The organism is Streptomyces tagetis (genome assembly GCF_018069565.1).
Classification (GTDB): domain Bacteria; phylum Actinomycetota; class Actinomycetes; order Streptomycetales; family Streptomycetaceae; genus Streptomyces; species Streptomyces tagetis.
In genome coordinates, this window is the sequence record NZ_JAGPNL010000005.1 from 171,903 (window position 1) to 191,176 (window position 19,274).

Annotated in this window: 19 protein-coding genes; 11 read left to right on the forward strand and 8 right to left on the reverse strand. The window is 72.9% G+C overall.

The window, feature by feature from the left end; all coding sequences use genetic code 11:
* Positions 1-55 precede the first annotated feature (55 nt).
* The 7 genes from J5Y05_RS19070 (at position 56) to J5Y05_RS19100 (ending at position 6,535) form a co-directional block, all read left to right on the forward strand.
* On the forward strand, positions 56-1,048 hold the full coding sequence (locus J5Y05_RS19070; RefSeq protein WP_210874114.1) for a Gfo/Idh/MocA family protein: 993 nt from the start codon (positions 56-58) through the stop codon (positions 1,046-1,048).
* The gene (locus J5Y05_RS19075) at positions 1,045-2,298 is read left to right on the forward strand and encodes a DegT/DnrJ/EryC1/StrS family aminotransferase (protein ID WP_210874115.1); all 1,254 of its coding nucleotides are present in this window, start codon (positions 1,045-1,047) and stop codon (positions 2,296-2,298) included. The genes J5Y05_RS19070 and J5Y05_RS19075 overlap by 4 nt, the downstream gene beginning before the upstream one ends.
* Positions 2,295-2,729, forward strand: a complete 435-nt coding sequence (locus J5Y05_RS19080) for an NUDIX domain-containing protein (RefSeq protein ID WP_210874117.1) — start codon at positions 2,295-2,297, stop codon at positions 2,727-2,729. The genes J5Y05_RS19075 and J5Y05_RS19080 overlap by 4 nt, the downstream gene beginning before the upstream one ends.
* Before the next feature lie 118 nt (positions 2,730-2,847).
* Positions 2,848-3,525 (forward strand): YdcF family protein, encoded by a 678-nt coding sequence (locus tag J5Y05_RS19085; protein WP_210874119.1) that lies wholly within the window; start codon positions 2,848-2,850, stop codon positions 3,523-3,525.
* Positions 3,526-3,667: 142 nt separating this feature from the next.
* A complete protein-coding gene (locus J5Y05_RS19090) occupies positions 3,668-4,429 on the forward strand; it encodes an FHA domain-containing protein (RefSeq protein ID WP_210874121.1) in 762 nt (253 codons plus the stop codon).
* On the forward strand, positions 4,426-5,967 hold the full coding sequence (locus tag J5Y05_RS19095) for a serine/threonine-protein kinase (RefSeq protein WP_210874130.1): 1,542 nt from the start codon (positions 4,426-4,428) through the stop codon (positions 5,965-5,967). Before J5Y05_RS19090 ends, J5Y05_RS19095 begins: the two co-directional genes overlap by 4 nt.
* A gap of 88 nt (positions 5,968-6,055) precedes the next feature.
* Entirely contained in the window at positions 6,056-6,535 is a 480-nt protein-coding gene (locus J5Y05_RS19100; RefSeq protein ID WP_247614949.1) for a hypothetical protein, read from the forward strand.
* A gap of 64 nt (positions 6,536-6,599) precedes the next feature.
* On the opposite strand, the gene J5Y05_RS19105 is transcribed toward J5Y05_RS19100, so the two are convergent.
* Both J5Y05_RS19105 and J5Y05_RS19110 read right to left on the reverse strand, forming a co-directional pair.
* Positions 6,600-6,806: a DUF397 domain-containing protein gene (locus J5Y05_RS19105; RefSeq protein WP_210874131.1), complete on the reverse strand. Its 207-nt coding sequence runs from the start codon at positions 6,804-6,806 to the stop codon at positions 6,600-6,602.
* A complete protein-coding gene (locus J5Y05_RS19110; protein ID WP_210874139.1) occupies positions 6,784-7,638 on the reverse strand; it encodes a helix-turn-helix domain-containing protein in 855 nt (284 codons plus the stop codon). Before J5Y05_RS19110 ends, J5Y05_RS19105 begins: the two co-directional genes overlap by 23 nt.
* A 120-nt stretch (positions 7,639-7,758) precedes the next feature.
* Here J5Y05_RS19110 and J5Y05_RS19115 point away from each other — a divergent pair, with 120 nt between their 5' ends.
* Positions 7,759-7,968: a hypothetical protein gene (locus tag J5Y05_RS19115; RefSeq protein WP_210874141.1), complete on the forward strand. Its 210-nt coding sequence runs from the start codon at positions 7,759-7,761 to the stop codon at positions 7,966-7,968.
* Positions 7,965-8,339, forward strand: a complete 375-nt coding sequence (locus tag J5Y05_RS19120) for an ATP-binding protein (protein WP_210874143.1) — start codon at positions 7,965-7,967, stop codon at positions 8,337-8,339. The genes J5Y05_RS19115 and J5Y05_RS19120 overlap by 4 nt, the downstream gene beginning before the upstream one ends.
* A gap of 49 nt (positions 8,340-8,388) precedes the next feature.
* Here J5Y05_RS19120 and purH read toward each other — a convergent pair whose 3' ends face one another.
* Positions 8,389-9,951 carry a bifunctional phosphoribosylaminoimidazolecarboxamide formyltransferase/IMP cyclohydrolase gene (gene purH / locus J5Y05_RS19125; protein ID WP_210874145.1) on the reverse strand — a complete coding sequence of 521 codons (1,563 nt, stop codon included), beginning with the start codon at positions 9,949-9,951 and terminating at the stop codon, positions 8,389-8,391.
* Positions 9,948-10,577, reverse strand: coding sequence for a phosphoribosylglycinamide formyltransferase (purN, locus tag J5Y05_RS19130; RefSeq protein WP_210874147.1), 630 nt, complete (start codon positions 10,575-10,577; stop codon positions 9,948-9,950). Before purN ends, purH begins: the two co-directional genes overlap by 4 nt.
* 343 nt (positions 10,578-10,920) lie before the next feature.
* Between purN and J5Y05_RS19135 the strand changes: the two genes are divergently transcribed.
* Positions 10,921-11,742, forward strand: a complete 822-nt coding sequence (locus J5Y05_RS19135) for a hypothetical protein (protein WP_210874149.1) — start codon at positions 10,921-10,923, stop codon at positions 11,740-11,742.
* 74 nt (positions 11,743-11,816) lie between these two features.
* Here J5Y05_RS19135 and J5Y05_RS19140 read toward each other — a convergent pair whose 3' ends face one another.
* Positions 11,817-13,910, reverse strand: coding sequence for a cell division protein PerM (locus J5Y05_RS19140; protein WP_210874151.1), 2,094 nt, complete (start codon positions 13,908-13,910; stop codon positions 11,817-11,819).
* A gap of 104 nt (positions 13,911-14,014) precedes the next feature.
* On the opposite strand from J5Y05_RS19140, the gene J5Y05_RS19145 reads away from it, so the two are divergent.
* Complete coding sequence (locus J5Y05_RS19145; RefSeq protein WP_210874152.1) at positions 14,015-15,424, forward strand: helix-turn-helix domain-containing protein; 1,410 nt, start codon at positions 14,015-14,017, stop codon at positions 15,422-15,424.
* 157 nt (positions 15,425-15,581) lie between these two features.
* On the opposite strand, the gene sucD is transcribed toward J5Y05_RS19145, so the two are convergent.
* From sucD to J5Y05_RS19160, 3 genes are all read right to left on the reverse strand, one after another.
* The gene (gene sucD, locus J5Y05_RS19150; protein ID WP_210874154.1) at positions 15,582-16,466 is read right to left on the reverse strand and encodes a succinate--CoA ligase subunit alpha; all 885 of its coding nucleotides are present in this window, start codon (positions 16,464-16,466) and stop codon (positions 15,582-15,584) included.
* A 28-nt stretch (positions 16,467-16,494) separates the two neighbouring features.
* Complete coding sequence (sucC, locus tag J5Y05_RS19155; RefSeq protein ID WP_210874156.1) at positions 16,495-17,676, reverse strand: ADP-forming succinate--CoA ligase subunit beta; 1,182 nt, start codon at positions 17,674-17,676, stop codon at positions 16,495-16,497.
* A gap of 379 nt (positions 17,677-18,055) precedes the next feature.
* Positions 18,056-19,207 (reverse strand): VWA domain-containing protein, encoded by a 1,152-nt coding sequence (locus J5Y05_RS19160; RefSeq protein WP_247615001.1) that lies wholly within the window; start codon positions 19,205-19,207, stop codon positions 18,056-18,058.
* Between the last annotated feature and the right edge of the window lie 67 nt (positions 19,208-19,274).

Sequence of the window (19,274 nt, forward strand, 5' to 3'; positions counted from 1 at the left end):
GGCTCTACTCGTCGTGCACCGGCAAGTTCCGTCACGAACCGGAAGGAGTCCGCGCATGATGAGACGCGCTGCGGTCATCGGCCTCGGCCACCAGGCGCTCGAAGACCACCTCCCCGGCCTGCTCGCCTCCGGCAGGGCCGAACTCGTCGCCGTCTGCGACAGCGACCCCGACACGTTGCGGCAGCGGCAGGACGTGCTCCAAGTCCCCGGGTTCGTCCGTGTCGGTGAGCTGCTGGACGTGGTGGCCCCCGACTTCGTGGTCGTCGCCGTCCCGCACCACGCCGGCCGCGAGGTCGTCCAGGCGTGCGCGACCCGGGGCGTTCACGTTCTCAAGGAGAAGCCGTTCGCCACCTCCGTGCCGGAGGCCCAGGACCTCGCCGAGATCTGCCGGTCCGGGCAGATCGAGCTCATGGTCACCCTCCAACGGCGCTTCAACCCGATCTACTCCAGCGTCGCCGGGCTGCTGGACCAGATAGGCACTCCGTTCCTCATCGACGGCCGGTACACCTTCCACACCGACGACCCCGGCAGTGGATGGCGCGGAGACATCCGTCAGGCCGGGGGTGGCTGCATCATCGACATGGGCTATCACCTCATCGACCTGCTGTTGTGGTACTTCGGCCTGCCCAGCCGAGTCATCGCCCAGTTCTCCACCACCGCCGTTCCCGGCGGCGGCTACGACGCGGAGGACACCGCCGTCATCCAACTCGGCTACGACACCGACCTCTACGGCTCCGTGCTGCTGTCACGGTGGGTGGCCCCGAAGACCGAGCGGCTGCACGTGGTCGGCACCCGTGGCTCGGTGCTGCTGACCAAGGGCCGGGTACAGCGCCTCGACCTGGGCGGCGCGGTCGTGGAGGAGCTGACCCGCCCGCACGCGCCGGCCTCGGCGTCGGCCGCGCAGATCGACTACTTCTGCCGCGTCCTGGACGGCGAGCGGCCCAACACCTCCGGCCCCGACCAGCACCTCGCGCACGCCGCTTTCATCGCCTCCTGCTACCGGTCCAAGGAAGCGGGGCTCTACGTCGACCCGAAGGAGATGCTGTGACTGGTCCCCTCGCCCTGCTCGGCGGCCGGCCCGCCGTCACCGCCACCGGCCCGCACTTCACCTGGCCGCCGCTCGATGACACCAGTCACACCAAGGTCGCCGCCCAGTTGGAGGAGGCGATCTCCCTCCCCGGCAGGTCCGGGATCGTCGCCCAGTTGGAGGACGCACTCCAGGAGTACTTCGGCGTCCGGCACGCGGTCACCACCAGCTCCGGCACCGCCGCCCTGCACGCCGTCTACTGGGCCGCGGGCATCCAGCCCGGCGACGAGGTCATCGTTCCGGCCTGGACGTTCCACGCCACCGCCTCCCCGCTGTTCCACCTCCGCGCGGTGCCGGTGCTGTGCGAGACCCGGCCGGACGGCAACATCGACCCGAACCGGGTAGAAGAGCTGATCACACCCCGGACCCGGGCGGTGATGGTCACCCATCTGTGGGGCAGGCCGGCCGACATGACCGGCATCCAGACGGTGGCAAGCACGCACGACCTGATCGTGCTGGAAGACGGCTCCCACGCCCACGGCGCCGGCCTCAACGGGCGGAAGGTCGGCACCTTCGGCCTCGCCTCGGCGTTCTCCCTCAACGGTCCCAAGCCGCTCTCGGGCGGCGAGGGCGGGTTCGTCCTCACGGACGACGATGAGACCTACTACCGCGTCATCGCGTTCGCGCACTACAACAAGCGGGCCAAGTCCGAGATCCCGGGGGGCCATCCACTCGCGCGGTACGCGGTCACCGGGGCCGGCCTCAAGCTCCGCATCCACCCCCTCGCCGCAGCCATCGCCCACGACCAGCTCGGCCGCTTGGACGGCTACCTCGCGGGACGGGCGGTGGTCGCGCGCCACCTCACCGACCGGCTCGCCGGGGTACCCGGCCTGGAGGTCACCGCCATGCCCGAAGGGGTGGTTCCGTCCTGGTACGGATTGACGCTCACTTACCGACCCGGCGAACTCGGCGGTCTGCCGATCGGGCGGTTCCACCAGGCGCTGATCGCCGAGGGCGCCACCGAGTTCGACCGGCCCGGCTCCACCTGCCCGTTGCACCGACTGCCGCTGTACCAGCAGCCTGGTCCGCTGTTTCCCGGACACCCGCGCACCCATCACCGTTACGGGCCGGGGGACTTCCCCGTCGCCGAACACGCCCACACCCACGTGATCAAGCTCCCGGTCTGGCATCGTGTACGGGATCTCGGACTGGCCGAGCAGTACGTCGCTGCGGCCGTCAAGGTCAGTGATCGTCATGAGGAGCTGCGATGACCGTCCCCTCCCCCGAGTTCGTGGCCGGTCTGGCGGCCGATGCCGAGGCCGCCGGGATCAGCGGCCTCGTCGCCGCCGCCGTGATCGGCCACGACGGCCGCACCCTGCTCGTGCGGCGCAGACCCGACGACTACCTGGGCGGGATGTGGGAGATCCCCTCTGGAAAGGTCGAGGCCGGGGAGACGGTCCTGGACGCCCTCCACCGGGAGACCGCCGAGGAGACCGGCCTCACCATCGACCAGGTCACCTCCTACCTTGGCCACTTCGACTACCGCAACAGCCGGGGCGGCACCACCCGCCAGTTCACCTTCGCCGTCACCGTGGAGAGGACCGGCCCCGTCGTCCTCACCGAACACGACGCCCACCAGTGGGCCCTGCCCGGCGAACTGCCCGAGGTGAGCGACGCCGTCCGCGCCCTGCTGACCCCCTGACACCCGCCGACACCGTCGGTCCCGGTGCGGGAGAGGCGGGAGAGGAAGATCACGGGCAGGCACGCCACGAGCGGTGGGGTGAAGAGCCCCGGGCGCCACTGATCAGGGAGAGACGCCAGTGACGGGACAGACGGACAGCCGGCAGGCCGTGACCGACGAGCAGTGGGCGAACGCCCGGCTGATCTGGGACTACCACCAGATGCGCCACGCACTTCGTCCGGCGGACGTGGCGATCGGCCTCGGCAGTCACGACCTCGGCGTGGCAACCACGAGCGCCGAACTGTACCGGGCCGGACTCTTCCCCATTCTTGTCTTCACGGGCGGCAACAGCCCCACCACCGCGGCACGCTTCCCGCGTGGTGAGGCCGTTCACTACCGGGAGCACGCCCTCACCCTCGGCGTGCCCGATGAGGCGATCCTGCTGGAGCCCCGCGCCGGCAACACCGGGCACAACATCACGTACTCCCGTCAGGTTCTCGCCGACGCCGGGATCTCCCCGGCCTCGGTGCTGCTGGTCTCCAAGCCGTACATGGAGCGTCGTTCCTACGCCACCGCCCGCAAGCTCTGGCCCGAGGTCGACGTGCGCTGTGCCTCGGAATCCGTGGATCTCGACGACTACGTCAGGAGCGTCGGTGACGGGCGGCTCGTCCTGGACATGCTCGTCGGTGACCTCCAGCGGGTGATCGAGTACCCCAAGCTCGGATTCGCCGTCGCGCAGGAAGTCCCCAAGGACGTGCGTGCCGCCTACGAAAACCTCCTCGCCGCCGGCTTCACCAGCCGCCTCATCACACCCTGACCGCCGGCCGGGCTGTACGCGGCAAGCGGGTGGCGGCTTCACACCGTAGGGGTGGGGTCTCACTCGAATGAGGGGGGACAGGGGGTCGGTGCGTGGTTCTAGGCTGGCTGGTGACGCCGTCAGGCCCAGGGGGAGACGCGCCTTGTACAGCATCATCGTGGTACCTCCGCCGACCACGGAGGACCAGCCTCAGTTACGGCTCGCGCCCGGTGAGCGGCTCGTCTTCGGGCGGGCGGTGCCGGAGGGCGGGCTGCCGATCCGGCACGAGGGGGTGTCCCGCAGGGCCGGGGAGATCACCGCCCACGGCACCTTCTGGACCCTGAGCAACCTGTCCGCCCGCCAGACCTACGTGGTGGAGAACCCGGAGGGCGCCGGCGAGCACGTCAAGGTGGCGCCGGGGCGGCTGGACGCGCCGGTGCCGTTCGAGTTCTCGCGGATCGTGCTGCCCGCCGGGGGCGATCTGCTCCCCGTCGAGGTGTGGGCGCCGCGCCACGACTACCTGCGCGGCGAGGACGGCACCGACGGCGAGCCGACCGCCCCGGCCTTCTCCCTCGACCGCACCAAACGGTACTTCGCCGTCCTCGCCGCCCTCTGCGAACCCCGGCTGCGCGGTGCGCCGCACGCCCCGCTGCCCACCATGGCCGAGGTCGTCGAACGGCTCGGCCCGGCCTGGCCCGCCGCCTCCCGCACCTCCGTCCAGTGGAACATCGACTACCTCGCCGTCAAGCTCCGCCTCAAGCCCGGCCCCGACCGCGCCGAGGCGGGCCCCCGCCTCAACGGCAAGAAGGAGTCCCTGGTCTCCCTCGCCCTCCGCTTCGACCTCGTCCGCGAGGACGACCTCGTGGTGCTGGCCGCCCCACCGCACGCCGCGCCGACGGCCGCCCCCGGCCGGACGGACCGGTGACCGAGCCGTACGCCGTCCCGGTGCCCCGGGGGTACCGGGTCGGGGTCTGGGAGGTGCGGCGCCCCCTCGCCACCGGCGCCTTCGGCAGCGTCTACGAGGCCCGGCGCACCGCCCCCGACCCGCGCGGCCTGCCCGACACCGCCGCCCTGAAGTTCCTGCCCACCGGCACCGGCACCCCCCGCCGCCTCGCCCACCTGCGCGAACTCGTCGAACGCGAGGTGCGGTTGCACCGCAGTCTGCGCCGCCCCCGCCTCATCCGCATGTACGAGACGCTCACCGTCGACGACCCCGACCGCCCCGGCCTCGACGGCGCCACCGTCCTCGTCCTGGAGAAGGCGGAGGGCTCCCTCGCCGCCCTCCTCGCCACCGGGCCCCCGCCCGCCGACGGGCCCGCGCTGCTCGCCCAGGTCTGCGAAGGGCTCGCCCAGTTGCACCGCGCCGGGTGGGTCCACGGGGATCTGAAACCGGCCAATGTGCTGCTGATGCGGGACGGTTCGGCGCGGCTGGCCGATTTCAACATGGCCGCCGAGCTGGAGGGCACCCACGCCTACTCCCCCGCCTTCTCCACCCCCGACTACACCCCGCCCGAACTGCTCTGGTCCGAGATCGGCGAACGCGGGCGCCGCACCCGCCCCTCCGCCGACGTGTGGGCCTTCGGCGTCCTCGCCCACCTCACCCTCACCGGCACCTTCCCGCTCCCCGGCGCCACCCCGGCCACCCGCCGCGACGCCACCGCCGCCTACGCCCGGGGCACCGACGAACTCCGCCTCTCCCCCGCCCTCCCCGAGGAATGGCACCAAATCGTCCGGGACTGCCTCGCCCGCACCCACGCGGACCGCGTCGGTACGGAGGAACTGCTGCGCCGTGTCGCCACGACGGCCGGCGCCGAGCCCGCGCCCCGCGCGCTCCTGTGGCGGCTGCGCGCCCGCTTACGCCCCCGGCGCACCCGCCTCCTCATCGGCGGCGCCCTCACCACCGCCCTCGCCGCCGCCGTCGGCTACGGCCTCCTCCCCGCCGACGCTCCGCCGCCCGGCGCCCCCGGCCCCGCCGGATACGGCGCCGCCGAACTCCGTACCGACCAGGGTGTCCCGCCCTCCTACCGGCCGCTCATCGTCGACGCCGCCCACGACTGCTCCCACCCCGACGTCACCCCCTCGCTGGTCGCCGCCCTGCTCAAGGCCGAGAGCGACTTCGACCCCGCGCTCTCCGACCCCGACAAGGACGAGTACGGCATCGCCCGCTGGACCCCCAGCGTGCTGCGGTACTGGATCAGGCCCGACGGCCAGCCCTCCGCGACCGTCCCCAAGCCGCCCTTCTCCGCCGCCGTCTCCATCCCCGCCGTCGGCCGCTACCTCTGCTTCATCGCGCCGAACCTGGAGGTCACCCTCCCCGGCGACCGGCGCGTCCTGATCGCGGCGGCGTACCGGACCTCGTACCGGAAGGTGAACGACGCGGGCGGAGTCCCCCCGAAGTACCGCGACTACTGCGCCCGCGTCGCCCACTACCTCAAGAAGTACACGCCCCCGGGCCGCACGTGACCCTGGGACTTCCGAGGTACCGGCGCGGGGCCGGCCTGCCGCACCGTGGAGCCATGCCGCTTCGGCGGCACGACCCACTCTTCGTCACATGGGGGAACCAGTGAACGTGAAGAAGCCTGCCGCACTGCTCGCCGTGGCCGTCGCCCTGCTAGCGGGCACCTCGGTCACGGCGTCCGCCGCGGACCCGGCCGGGACGCGGGTGACCAGCCTCCAGGAGTCCGCCGAGCAGGTCCTCGGTGGCAGCCAGAAGCCGCTGGAGGTCACGGCCGACGCCGTCCGCTACGACGGCCTCACCGTCACCGCGGCGCCCGAGGGCAACTCCGTCAAGGCGCTGGCCTGCGACTACGGGCACCTGTGCATGCTCGTCAACGGCCAGAAGTTCGACTTCTACAAGTGCCAGACGTGGACCCTGACCAACTGGACCGGCGACGGTCCCTTCACCAACAACCAGACGCCGGGCACCGTCGCCAAGTTCTACAACCAGGACGGCAGCGTGCGGTGGACGTCGACGGCGTACCAGGCCGGTACGGCGACGTGGGACCCGATCTGGTCCCTCCGCCCCTGCTGACCCGGCCCGGACGCGGTTGACGGTGGCCTCCGGCGCGCTGACGCCGGGGGCCACCGCCGTATGTTCAAGACGACTTGAGCCCAGAGAGGAACGGGGCCCATGCGCGGGCAGTGATCAGGAGGACGGGGCCTTGCGGGTTCTTGGAGTCGCGGACGGGCACGACGCCGGGGAGGTGGTCGGCTACTTCCACGCAGTCGCCACCATCATCGTTGCTGTAACTGGACTTGCGCCAAGCGACGGAGAGCAGGTCAATCCCGTTGCTGCGCTGCATGTCTGTAGTCCCTCGCTGCGTCTTCCAACAGTTCCAGGGACGCCTCGGGTGGCAGTGCGACGGCCCTCAACAGATCGTACCGATAGCGGTACTCCCTTACCTGAGGCGGAAAGTCGACGATCTGCCCTGTGAAATCACCCTCGGTGTACACCGTCGGCGGGGCATCGGCAAAGGTCATGATCTTGGCCATGGCGAAGTCGAGCGGGGCCCACGGGTGGCTTTCCGGAATCACCTGGAGAACGCTCCGCGAAGACCGGATCACGTCGACGATGTGCTGCACCTGCTCGGCCATGACCGCAGGTGGAAGTGGCGTTCTCCGGAAGGTCGACTCCTTCAGAATCCCCCAGTAGGTGGGGCGGTCCGCTCGCTCCCACAAATCGGCACGCGCCACCCTTGCCTTGACTCGTTCCTCGACCACTTCCGGAGGCACGTCCGGAGCCACGTACTGCATGCGCCCGCGGAAGTACGCTCCTGTCTGAAGAAGCCCCGGGACACCGGTGGGAGCCCATTCCTCCAGGGTCAGGGCCTGTTTTTCCATCTCAGGGACGTCAGCGAAGTACCAGGCGTGTCCAACTTGCCGCGCCTTCGCCACGTCGTCGCAGCGGCGTTGGAAGAAGCCGTCCGTGCCCAGGCGTTCGTCGACGTGGCGGGCGAGGTCAACCGGCATGCGCCGCTCACCCCGTTCGATCTGACTCAGGAACGAGATGCCCCGGAAGCTGCCCTCCGCCAACTGCTCCAGCGTCAGGCCCGCCTCCTCCCGTTTGAAGCGCAACTCCGCCCCGTAGAAGCAGGGAACGCTGATCGACGCGTCCGGGTCCTTGCGAGCCGGCATCCTCATCACCCCGTTTTTGCCAGTCACCGTGCGCAACCCAATTCCCTTTCACGGTACGCCGCGCCACGCCACTGTGTGAGAACTTCGTCACACAACGCACACGAAAGGGCGGACGACACCGTGCACCACCCCCACGTCCAGGAGGCAGATGCCGGCCTGGAGGACCTGCGCGACGCGCTGGCCGCACACGGCATCACGCTTCCCTCCCTCGGGCTCGAACTCCCCTCGTTCGCGGCGTCGTACGCCACCCCACTGATCGCTCTGGGTAACTGCAACCTGGAGACGGCGCAGGCGCTGGCGGCGGCGCTCCGGAAGGGAGAGGCGGGGTGAGAAGGCCGCTCAGCCTGGATCTGCTGGCGCTGCCCAAGGCCGTACCGGACGTACGGCGGGCGGTGCGGGAGCACTTCGGCGTGCCGTGCGCGGACGTACAGCTCTGTGTCGGCGAGCTGCTGGCCAACGTGATCCGGCACGTCGGCGAGGGCACCCCGGTCTCCGTGCGGGTCGGGAGCATGGGGTGCGGGCGGGCCCGGGTCGAGGTGACCGACCGGGAGCCGCACGCCTGGCTGGTGGTGCGGCACGCCGGGGTGGAGGAGGAGACGGGCCGGGGCCTGCTGCTGCTCGACTCGGTGGCGCTGCGCTGGGGCGTACTGCCCCGGGAGGGCGGCAAGACCGTCTGGTGCGAGGTGGCCCTCGGCCGGTGAACCGGGCCGAGGGCCATCAGGGGAGCCGGGTGGCCAGGGGGCCGGCGGCTCAGTGGAAGAAGTGCCGCGTGCCGGTGAAGTACATCGTCACGCCGGCCTTCGTCGCGGCCTCGACGACCTGCTCGTCGCGGATGGAACCGCCGGGCTGGACGATGGCCTTGACCCCGGCCGCGATGAGGATCTCGGGGCCGTCGGGGAAGGGGAAGAAGGCGTCGGAGGCGGCGTAGGAGCCGCGTGCCCGCTCCTCACCGGCCCGCTCGACGGCGAGGCGGCAGGAGTCGACGCGGTTGACCTGGCCCATGCCGACGCCGACGGAGGCGCCGTCCTTGGCGAGCAGGATGGCGTTGGACTTGACGGCGCGGCAGGCCCGCCAGGCGAAGGCCAGCTCGTCCAGCTCGGCCGCGGAGAGGGGCTCGCCGCTGGCGAGGGTCCAGGTGGCGGGGTCGTCACCGGCGGCCTGGAGGCGGTCGGCGACCTGGAGGAGGGCGCCGCCGTCGATAGGCTTGACCTCGACCGGGGCGGCCGGGGCCTCGGGGGCGCGCAGGACGCGGATGTTCTTCTTCCGCGTCAGCACCTCCAGCGCGCCGTCCTCGTAACCGGGGGCGACGACGACCTCGGTGAAGATGTCCGCGACCTGCTCGGCCATCTCCTTGCTGACCGGGCGGTTCACGGCGATCACGCCGCCGTAGGCGGAGACGGGGTCGCAGGCGTGCGCCTTGCGGTGCGCCTCGGCGACGTCCCGGCCGACCGCGATCCCGCACGGGTTGGCGTGCTTGATGATCGCCACGCAGGGCTCGTCGTGGTCGTACGCGGCACGGCGGGCGGCGTCCGTGTCCGTGTAGTTGTTGTACGACATCTCCTTGCCGTGCACCTGCTCGGCCTCCGCGAGGCCACCGGCGGCGCTGGTGTAGAGCGCGGCGGGCTGGTGCGGGTTCTCGCCGTAGCGCAGGGTGCGGGCGCGGTCCCAGGTGAGGCCGAGGAAGCCGGGGAAGCCCGAGTCGTCCACGGGGGCGTAGTCGTCGGCGAACCAGGAGGCGACGGCCACGTCGTAGGCGGCGGTGTGCCGGAACGCCTCGGCGGCCAGCTTCTTGCGGGCGGCGAGGTCGAAGCCGCCGTCCCGGACCGCGGAGAGCACGTCGCCGTAACGGGCGGGGTCGGTGACGACGGCCACGGACGGGTGGTTCTTGGCGGCGGCGCGGACCATGGAGGGGCCGCCGATGTCGATCTGCTCCACGCACTCGTCCGGGGTGGCGCCGGAGGCGACCGTCTCGCGGAACGGGTACAGGTTCACCACGACCAGGCCGAACGGCTCCACGCCCAGCTCGGCGAGCTGCTCGCGGTGGCTGTCCAGGCGCAGGTCGGCGAGGATGCCGGCGTGCACCTTGGGGTGGAGCGTCTTGACCCGGCCGTCCAGGCACTCGGGGAAGCCGGTCAGCTCCTCCACCTTGGTGACGGGGACCCCGGCCGCGGAGATGCGGGAGGCGGTGGAGCCGGTGGAGACGAGTTCGACGCCCGCCTCGTGCAGGCCGCGGGCGAGTCCTTCGAGCCCGGTCTTGTCGTAGACGCTGACCAGCGCGCGACGGATGGCCCGCTTGTTGCTCTCGGCGGTCACTGGATAACTACCTTTCGTCCCTCAATGCGATAGCCGTTGCGGGCGAGCCGCCCCACGACATCGACGAGCAGTCTTCGCTCGACTTCCTTGATGCGCTCGTGCAGCGCGCTCTCGTCGTCCTCGTCCCGCACCTCGACCACGCCCTGCGCGATGATCGGCCCGGTGTCGACGCCGTCGTCGACGAAGTGGACGGTGCACCCGGTGACCCGGGCGCCGTACGCCAGCGCGTCCCGCACCCCGTGCGCCCCCGGGAAGCTGGGGAGGAGCGCGGGGTGGGTGTTGACGAACCGGCCGCCGAACCGCGCGAGGAACTCCTTCCCCACGATCCGCATGAACCCGGCCGAGACCACGAGGTCCGGCTCGTGGGCGGCGACGGCCTCGGCGAGGGCCGCGTCCCACTCCTGCCGGGTGCCGTGGTCACGGACCCGGCAGACGAAGGTGGGCACTCCGGCGCGCGCGGCGCGCGCGAGCCCCTCGATGCCGTCGCGGTCCGCGCCGACGGCGACGATCTCGGCCCCGTACGCCTCCGCGCCGGTGGCGGCGATCTCGTCGAGGAGCGCCTGCAGATTGCTGCCGGTTCCGGAGACCAGCACGACGAGGCGCTTGGCCACGGGCTTGGCGGCCACGGTGGGGGCCCTTTCTCGGGGAGGCGGTCTGTGCAGTCGGTTTGTACAGTCGTACGAATGCTTCACGCCCCGGGATACGGGGAAGTCTACGAAGCGGCCGACCGTCGGCAACGATACCGGCACACCGGACGGCCCCCTCGGGACGGGGGCCTGGCCGGAAGATAGCGTCTGCGGGGAGCCGGACCGGGAACGCGACCCGCGGGCCACGCGTTCACGGGGTGTGTTGCCCGGTGGGCGCGGGACCGGGGCGCATCGCTTGACGGCCGCGCGCCCGCGCGTGCCCGACCGGGTTCGTCGCTCACCACCACCGTCCGTGTCACGACAAGGGGAAGACGCTCACTTGATGCCCGACCGCAGCCTGCGACTGCTCACGCTCCCCCAGCAGTCGGCGCAGCCAGGGGAGCGCAGCACCCTCGTGCTGCGGGAACGTCCCTCCTCACCCCCCGACGCGTCCTCCGGCGGGTCCTCCGACCCGGCCTCCGGCTCGTCCGGCGGACCGGGTGGCTCCGGCCAGGACGACAATCCGTTCGCCGCGCCGCCCGAGGGCAGTCCGGACCGCCCCTGGCAGCCCCGCCGCCCCTCGAACGACTCGGGCGACTCCGGCGACTCGGGTGACTCCGGGGGGCCGGGCGGCGGCCGGGGACGGTCTCCGTGGAGCCGGCAGTGGAGCGACCGCCAGCCCGGCCGCTCCTCCGGCGGCTTCGGGGAACGGCCCGGCGCCAACGGCCCCGAGGGCCAGGGCGGCGGCCGGGGCCCCCGCTGGGACCCGAACGACCCGGCCCAGCGCCGCGCCCGGTACGCGCTGCTGTGCGGTATGTGGGCGCTGTTCTTCGCCCTCTTCACCTGGCAGTACGTGGCGCTGCTGCTCGGCGCGCTCGCCCTGTACTGGGGCATCAGCTCGCTGCGGGCCAAGCCGCGCGCGTCCGACCCGGACAAGCCGGCCCGCGCCGAGGAGCCGCCGGGGCGCCCGCAGCGGACCGCCGCGATCAGCGGCCTGGTGACGGCCTCGCTGGCCATCGTCCTGGTCGCCGGGTCCTTCGCCGCCCAGATGGTCTACCGCGACTACTACACGTGCCGCAGCGACGCGCTGACCAGCGTGGCGAAGGACGCGTGCGGCAAGCTCCTGCCGAAGGAACTGCGGGGGGTGCTGGACACGGAGGAGTGACGCCGGGTCGGGGCGTGTCCTCGTCCGGCGTGTGATCGACCTGCTTCGGGGCCGTCGCCCCGCCGCCGGGTCCCTCAGGGGGTCCGGGGCGGGTGCGGCGGCTTCGGCGGTTGTGCGGGGGGTGGGGGTGGGGGTGTGTGCGGGGGGTTCGGGGCGTGCGGGGGCTTCGGCGGGGGTGGTTGCGGGGTGTGGGTCGCGTGCGGGGGCTTCGGCGGGGGCGGTTGCGGGGTGTGGGTCGCGTGCGGGGGCTTCGGCGGGGGCGGGGCGTGCGTGGCGTGCGGGGGCGGGTCCAGGGGGAGCAGGTCGTAGAGGGCATCGGCGCCCGTGCCGTCGTCGTCCTCGTCGTACAGGCCGTAGGGGAACAGGTCGTCGCCGTCGCGGGGGCGCGGTGCCGCGCCGGCAAGGGCGGGTGACGGGGCCTTGGCCGGTGCCTGGGCGGGTGCCTGGGCCGGTGCCTTCGCGGTGCGGCGGGGCCAGGGGCGGAGCGAGCCGAGCGCGGGCAGCGGCGGCAGCGCGGGCATCCGGAGGCGGCGGGGGCGGGTGGGGGTGGGGGTGGAATCGGAGGCTGGGGCTGGGGCGGGGTCGGGGGTGGCGTGGGGGGTGGGGCCTGGGGTGGCGTGGGGGGTGGGGCCCGGGGTGGTGGGCTTGGTGGGGCCCTTCCTGAAGCGTTTCGCGGGGGTCTTCGCGGGTTCCTTGCCGGGGTGTGCGGCCGGGGTCCGGCCCCGGCACCACCAGCCGCGTACGCCGAGGGCGACCGGGGTCGCCACCACCGCGATCCACACCAGCGCCGCCGCCCCGGTCTCCCACCACACCGGGCCGAACCGGGCGAGCGCGTCCGTGCCGAGCGGGCCGCCCGCGAACACCGTCAGCACGGCGACGAACACGGCGCAGAGCAGCGCCGTCAGCCCGGCCGCCCCGGCGGTCCGCTGCCAGCTCCAGGGCTCCGGCAACCCGGCCCCGGCACTGGCGCCGGCACCCGCAGTGGCGCCGGGGCCGGTCGCCTTTCGGTTGCCGTCCGCCGTGGCCGCCCGTGCCGTGCACCAGCCCACGGCCACCCCCGCGACCAGCGGCACCGTCCCGGCCGCCCAGTGCAGCGGCGTCCCCGGCCCGGCCTCCGGCACCGCCGCCAGCAACGGGAACGGCGGCAGCACCGGGGCGGGCGCCGAGGACAGCGGGCCCACGACGTTTCCGGTACCGAGTGTGAAACCGGGGCCGAGGGCGTAGGCCGCCGCCCAGACGGCCGCGTTCGGCACCAGCGTCAGGCAGAGCACCAGTACCGTGAACCGGCCCGTCCAGTTCCCCGTCAGCACGAGGACGTCGTCCCAGGCGGCTCCGGCGTGCCAGACCAGCGACCCGGCCAGCAGCAGCGCCCCGCCCCCGGCCAGCACCGCCACTCCGGCGCACGCGGCGCGCACCACGGTGCCGGGCCGCCCGTCCGGCCCCACGAGCAGATCCCGCACGCCCGCCGGGAACACGCCCAGCACCCGTCCCGCCGGACCTTTGGGACGTCCGTGCGCCGTCCACACCCCGACCCCGGCCGCGCCCATGACGACCAGTGGCAGACAGAAGAGCGCCCACGGCCAGGAGGGCGGCAGGCCCCCGCCGGCCGCGTACAGCACGACCGGCGCGGCGACGCCGAGATAGCCGAGGACGACACCGGTCCACGCGGTCCGCGCGGGCACGGGCGGCGGGGCGGCTTCGGGGCGGGGAGGAGCGGAGGCAGGGCCGGGGGCGCCGGGCGCGCGCGGTTCGCCCGTACCGCCGCCCGTACCGCCGCCCGTGCCGCCGCCCGTACCGCCGTCCGGATCGTGTCCGGCGTCCGTGGCGTCCCGCGCCGCGCGGTACACCAGCCACACCGGCAGCACCAGCAGGAGCAGCGGGGTGACGCCGAGCGGCGCGGGGAGGCCGGAGAGCGTCTCGGTGCGGACCAGTTCGGCGCCGTGCGCGAGGACCCACAGCGACGCGGCGACGTGCAGGGCGCCGCCGGGTCCGCTGTCCGGGTACGGCGAGCTGACCCACAGCACCATGACGAGGGCGGCGAAGAAGGTCAGGCCCAGCCCGGCCGCGAAGACGCCCCCCAGCAGACCGGCGGACAGACCCGGCGGCCGGTCACGCCAGCGGGCGCGCAGCCGGGAGAACGGGGCTCGGCGAGCGGTCGTCAGGATCACCCCGCCATGCTCCCAACGACACGCGCTTTCCCGGCGTAACAGGCGAAGCCCCGCTGTGTCGCTCAATATGTGCTTATGTGCTTTTTCGTACGAAGGGGTGTCCTGTGACCCGGCCCCCCACACCCCCGGTCCCGCCCCCGACGACCCGTCGACGCCTGCGCGAGACCGCCGCGTTGACGCAGGCTCAGCTCGCGGCGCGGGTGGGCGTCACCCGTGACACGGTCCGCGCCTGGGAGAGCGGGCGCACCACCCCGCGCGGCCGACGGGCGGAGGCGTACGTACGACTCCTCCACACCCTCGCCGAGGAGAGGGAGCGGGAGAAGGCCCGGGAGAGGGAGAACGAGAGGGAGGGGGAGAGGGAGAGGGAGAGGGAGAAGGGGCCGGGGGCGGAGCGGGCGGAGGCGGGCCCCGAGGCCGCGTCGGAGGAGGCCCCGGTGCCGGAGCCGGAGCCCGCGTCGGGGTGCGAGGGCGTACCGGTCTCCGTGCCGGTGGTCCTGGCCGTCGGGGCCGTGACGGCGGGCGGGGGGCGGAACGGCCCGTCAGGCGGGGCGGACGGGCGGGCAGACGGTTCGGGGGGCGGGGCGCCGGGGGCCGTCGTCGGGCGGGTCGGGGCGGACCCCGTACCGGGCCTCGTACCGGACCCCGTACCGGGCCTCGTACCGGATGCCGCACCGGACGCCCTGCCCCACCCCGTGCCGGACGGCGACGAGGCGCCCGCCATGACGCCTGCTCAGGCGTTCGACCTGCTGTACGGTTTCGCCGCCCCCGCCCTCGTCCGGCAGACCTACCTGCTCACCGGCCGCCGCGAACTGGCCCGGGAGTCGGTCGAGCGGGCCTTCCAACTCGCCTGGGAGCGCTGGCCCGAGGTCGCCCGCGACCGCGACCCGGCCGGCTGGGTCCGGGCGGCGGCGTACGAGTACGCCCTCTCCCCCTGGAACCGGTGGCGCCGCCGTCACCGGAGCCCGGAGCCCCCTCCCCCGGACACCGCCGACCGCGCCCTGCTGGACACGCTGCTGCGGCTGCCGCCCTCCTACCGCCGCACGCTCCTGCTCCACGACGGCGTCGGCGTCGGCCTGTCCGAGACGGCCGCGGAGACGGAGGCCAGCACTCCGGCCACCGCCCACCGGCTGATGAACGCCCGTGAGGCCGTCGCCGACCGGCTCCCCGGCCTCGCGGAACCCGGCACGCTCCACCGTCGGCTGGCCGAACTGGCCTCCACCGCCCGGCTGCGGGCCGCCGAGCCCCCGGCCGTGCGCCGCGGCAGCGAACGCCGGGCCCGCTTCATGGCACGGGCGGCCATCGCCTTCACCGCCGCCCTCATCGGCACCACCACCCTGGCGCTGCGCACCGCCCCCACGCACTACGAACCGCCCGTCTCCCCCGGCGAGACGGTGCGCGGGGTGCCGCCGAAGGTGGCGCCGGGGCCCCTGTCCGACGACGAACTGGCGCTGCGCCAGAAACTGCGCGACGAGGCCCAGGCCGGTCCGGAACGGCTCGTCCCGCGCCCCGGCTGACGGACCGGGGACGCGCCGGGGTGGCGTGAGGCAGCCGGGTGGCTTCCCTGCCGGGGCCCGGCATGCCGGTGGGCCCGCCCCCACAAGGGAAGCGGGCCCACCGGGCGTGCTGCGTGCGGACTCGGCCGACTCAGCCGACTCAGCCGACTCGGCCGACTCAGCCGCCGAGAACCTCGCGGGCGAGCTTCGCGGTCTCGGTCGGGGTCTTGCCGACCTTGACTCCGGCGGCCTCCAGGGCCTCCTTCTTCGCCTGGGCGGTGCCGGACGAACCGGAGACGATCGCGCCGGCGTGGCCCATCGTCTTGCCCTCGGGCGCGGTGAAGCCCGCGACGTAGCCGACGACCGGCTTGGTCACGTTGGCCTTGATGAAGTCGGCCGCGCGCTCCTCGGCGTCGCCGCCGATCTCACCGATCATCACGATCAGGTCGGTGTCCGGGTCGGCCTCGAACGCGGCGAGCGCGTCGATGTGCGTGGTGCCGATGATCGGGTCACCACCGATGCCGACCGCCGTCGAGAAGCCGATGTCACGCAGCTCGTACATCATCTGGTACGTCAGCGTGCCCGACTTCGAGACCAGGCCGATACGGCCCGGCTTGGTGATGTCACCCGGGATGATGCCCACGTTCGACTGACCCGGGGTGATGATGCCGGGGCAGTTCGGACCGATGATGCGGGTCTTGTTGCCCTTCTTGCCCGCGTACGCCCAGAACGCCGCCGAGTCGTGCACCGCGATGCCCTCGGTGATCACGACCGCGAGGGGAATCTCCGCGTCGATCGCCTCGACGACCGCGTCCTTCGTGAACTTCTCCGGCACGAAGATGACCGAGACGTCGGCGCCCGTCTTCTCGATGGCCTCCTTCACCGTGCCGAAGACCGGTACCTCGGTGCCCTCGAAGTCGACGGTCTGACCCGCCTTGCGGGGGTTCACGCCGCCCACGACGCTGGTGCCGTCCCCGAGCATGAGCTTGGTGTGCTTCATGCCGGTGGCGCCCGTCATGCCCTGGACGATGACCTTGCTGTCCTTGTTGAGCCAGATAGCCATGGTGTGTTGGTGTCCTCGTCCTGAGTTGTTACTTGGCGGCGTGGGCCAGCTCGGCGGCCTTGTCCGCCGCGCCGTCCATCGTGTCGACACGCTGGACCAGCGGGTGGTCGGCGTCGGTGAGGATCTTCCGGCCCAGCTCGGCGTTGTTGCCGTCCAGTCGGACCACCAACGGCTTCTCGACCTTCTCGCCCCGGTCCTCCAGCAGCTTCAGCGCCTGCACGATGCCGTTGGCGACCTCGTCGCAGGCGGTGATGCCACCGAAGACGTTCACGAACACCGAGCGCACGTCCGGGTCACCCAGGATGATCTCCAGACCGTCCGCCATCACCTGCGCGGAAGCACCGCCACCGATGTCCAGGAAGTTCGCCGGCTTCACGTCGCCGTGCTTCTCACCGGCGTAGGCGACGACGTCCAGGGTCGACATGACCAGGCCCGCGCCGTTGCCGATGATGCCGACCTCACCGTCGAGCTTGACGTAGTTGAGGTTCTTCTCCTTGGCAGCGGCCTCCAGCGGGTCGGCCGCCTCCTTGTCGTGCAGCGCCTCGAAGTCCGGGTGACGGAACTCCGCGTTGTCGTCCAGCGACACCTTCCCGTCCAGGGCGATGACGTCCCCGGAGGCGACCTTGGCCAGCGGGTTGACCTCGACGAGGAGGGCGTCCTCCTTGATGAAGGTGTCCCAGAGCCTGACCAGGACGTCGGCGACCTTCTCCGCGACCTCGGCCGGGAACTTCGCGGCCTCGACGATCTCGCGGGCCTTCTCCGGCGTCACGCCGTCGATGGCGTCGATCGGGGTCTTGGCGACGGCCTCCGGGCGGGTGGCGGCCACCTCCTCGATGTCCATGCCGCCCTCGACGGAGGCGATGGAGAGGAAGGTCCGGTTGGCACGGTCGAGGAGGAAGGAGACGTAGTACTCCTCGACGATCTCCGGAGCGGTCTCGGCGATCATCACCTTGTGGACCGTGTGGCCCTTGATGTCCATGCCGAGAATGTCCGTCGCCCGCGCGACGGCCTCGTCCGGAGTGGCGGCCAGCTTGACGCCACCGGCCTTGCCGCGGCCACCGACCTTCACCTGAGCCTTGACGACGGACTTGCCGCCCAGACGCTCGGTGATCTCGCGCGCCGCCTCAGGCGTGTCGATGACTTCACCGGCCAGCACCGGTACATCGTGCTTGGCGAAGAGGTCCCTCGCCTGGTACTCGAACAGGTCCACGCGCTTCCGTCCCTATCAGTGATCTCGCGGTTCGTTGGATGCGTGGGCGTGCCGCGACGGGCAACCGTGACGTCCGCAATGTGTCACTAGGGGAGCGCACACGGTGGCCGAGCGCGCGGCATGTCCATCTCGCAGGCTATCGCCGGTTGCGTGGGGTCTCTAAATCGCGGGTCACACCTGAGCGGTGATACCTGTCACATGATGCCGCGCGCCTTGGCACGCCGTGCCGGGGAGGGGGGTCGGGGTGGGGTCGGGGCGGGGGCGGGGCGGGGGCGGGGCGGGGGCGGGGTGGAGGGTGCCGGGGAGGGTGCGCAGGTGGGGCGGGATGTGGGGCTTCCCTCCGGGGTTACTCTCGGGTAGGCCGGGCGCGGCCGGGGCGTCACCCGGCGCGGGTGTCGGGTATCGGCAGCGGGCGCTTCTCCAGGGCCGCCGCCATCACCTCCGGGAACCGGTCCGGCGTGCACGCGAAGGCCGGTACGCCGAGTGCGGAGAGCGCCGCCGCGTGCTCCCGGTCGTAGGCGGGCGTCCCCTCGTCCGAGAGGGCCAGCAGGGCCACGAAACCGACCCCCGACGCCTTCATCGCCGCCACCCGGCGCAGCATCTCGTCCCGTATCCCTCCCTCGTACAGGTCGCTGACCAGGACGACGACCGTCTCGGCGGGCCGCGTGATCCGCGACTGGCAGTAGGCGAGCGCCCGGTTGATGTCGGTGCCGCCGCCCAGCCGCGTGCCGAAGAGCACGTCGACCGGGTCGTCCAGGTGCTCGGTGAGGTCCACGACCTCCGTGTCGAAGACGACGAGCCGGGTGTCGAGCGCCCGCAGCGAGGCCAGCACCGCCCCGAACACCGACGCGTACACCACGGACGCCGCCATCGACCCGGACTGGTCGACGCAGAGCACGACCTCCTTGCGCACCGACCTGGCCGCCCTCGCGTACCCGACCAGGCGCTCGGGGACGACGGTGCGGTGCTCGGGGAGGTAGTGCCGGAGGTTGGCGGCGATGGTCCGGTTCCAGTCGATGGCGTGGTGGCGGGGCCGGCCGGTGCGGGCGCCGCGGTCGAGCGCGCCGGTGAGGTCGGCGCGGGTACCCGGGGCGAGGCGCCGCTCCAGCTCCTCGACCACCTTGCGGACCACCGCCCGCGCGGTGCGCCGGGTCGTCTCGGGCATCGCCTTGTGCAGCGAGAGGAGGGTGCCGACGAGGTGCACGTCGGCCTCGACGGCCTCCAGCATCTCCGGCTCCAGCAGCAGCGCGGCGAGGTCGAGCCGGTCGATGGCGTCCCGCTGCATCACCTGGACGACGGAGGCGGGGAAATACGTGCGGATGTCGCCGAGCCACCGCGCCACCGACGGCGCCGACGCCCCGAGCCCCGCCCCGCGCTGCCGGCCCGCCCGGGTGCCGTCCCCGTCCTTCGCGTCCCGCCCGTACAGCGCGGTGAGCGCCCCGTCCATCCCGGCGTCCCGCCCCCGGAGCACCTGCCCGGTGCCGTCGCCGTCCCCGCCCCCGCCCCCGAGCACCAGCCGCCAACGCCGCATCCGCTCGGGGTCGGGAGCGGGGGCTTCGGTGGGGGCGGGGGTGGCGTGCGGGGCGGGAGCTTCGGCG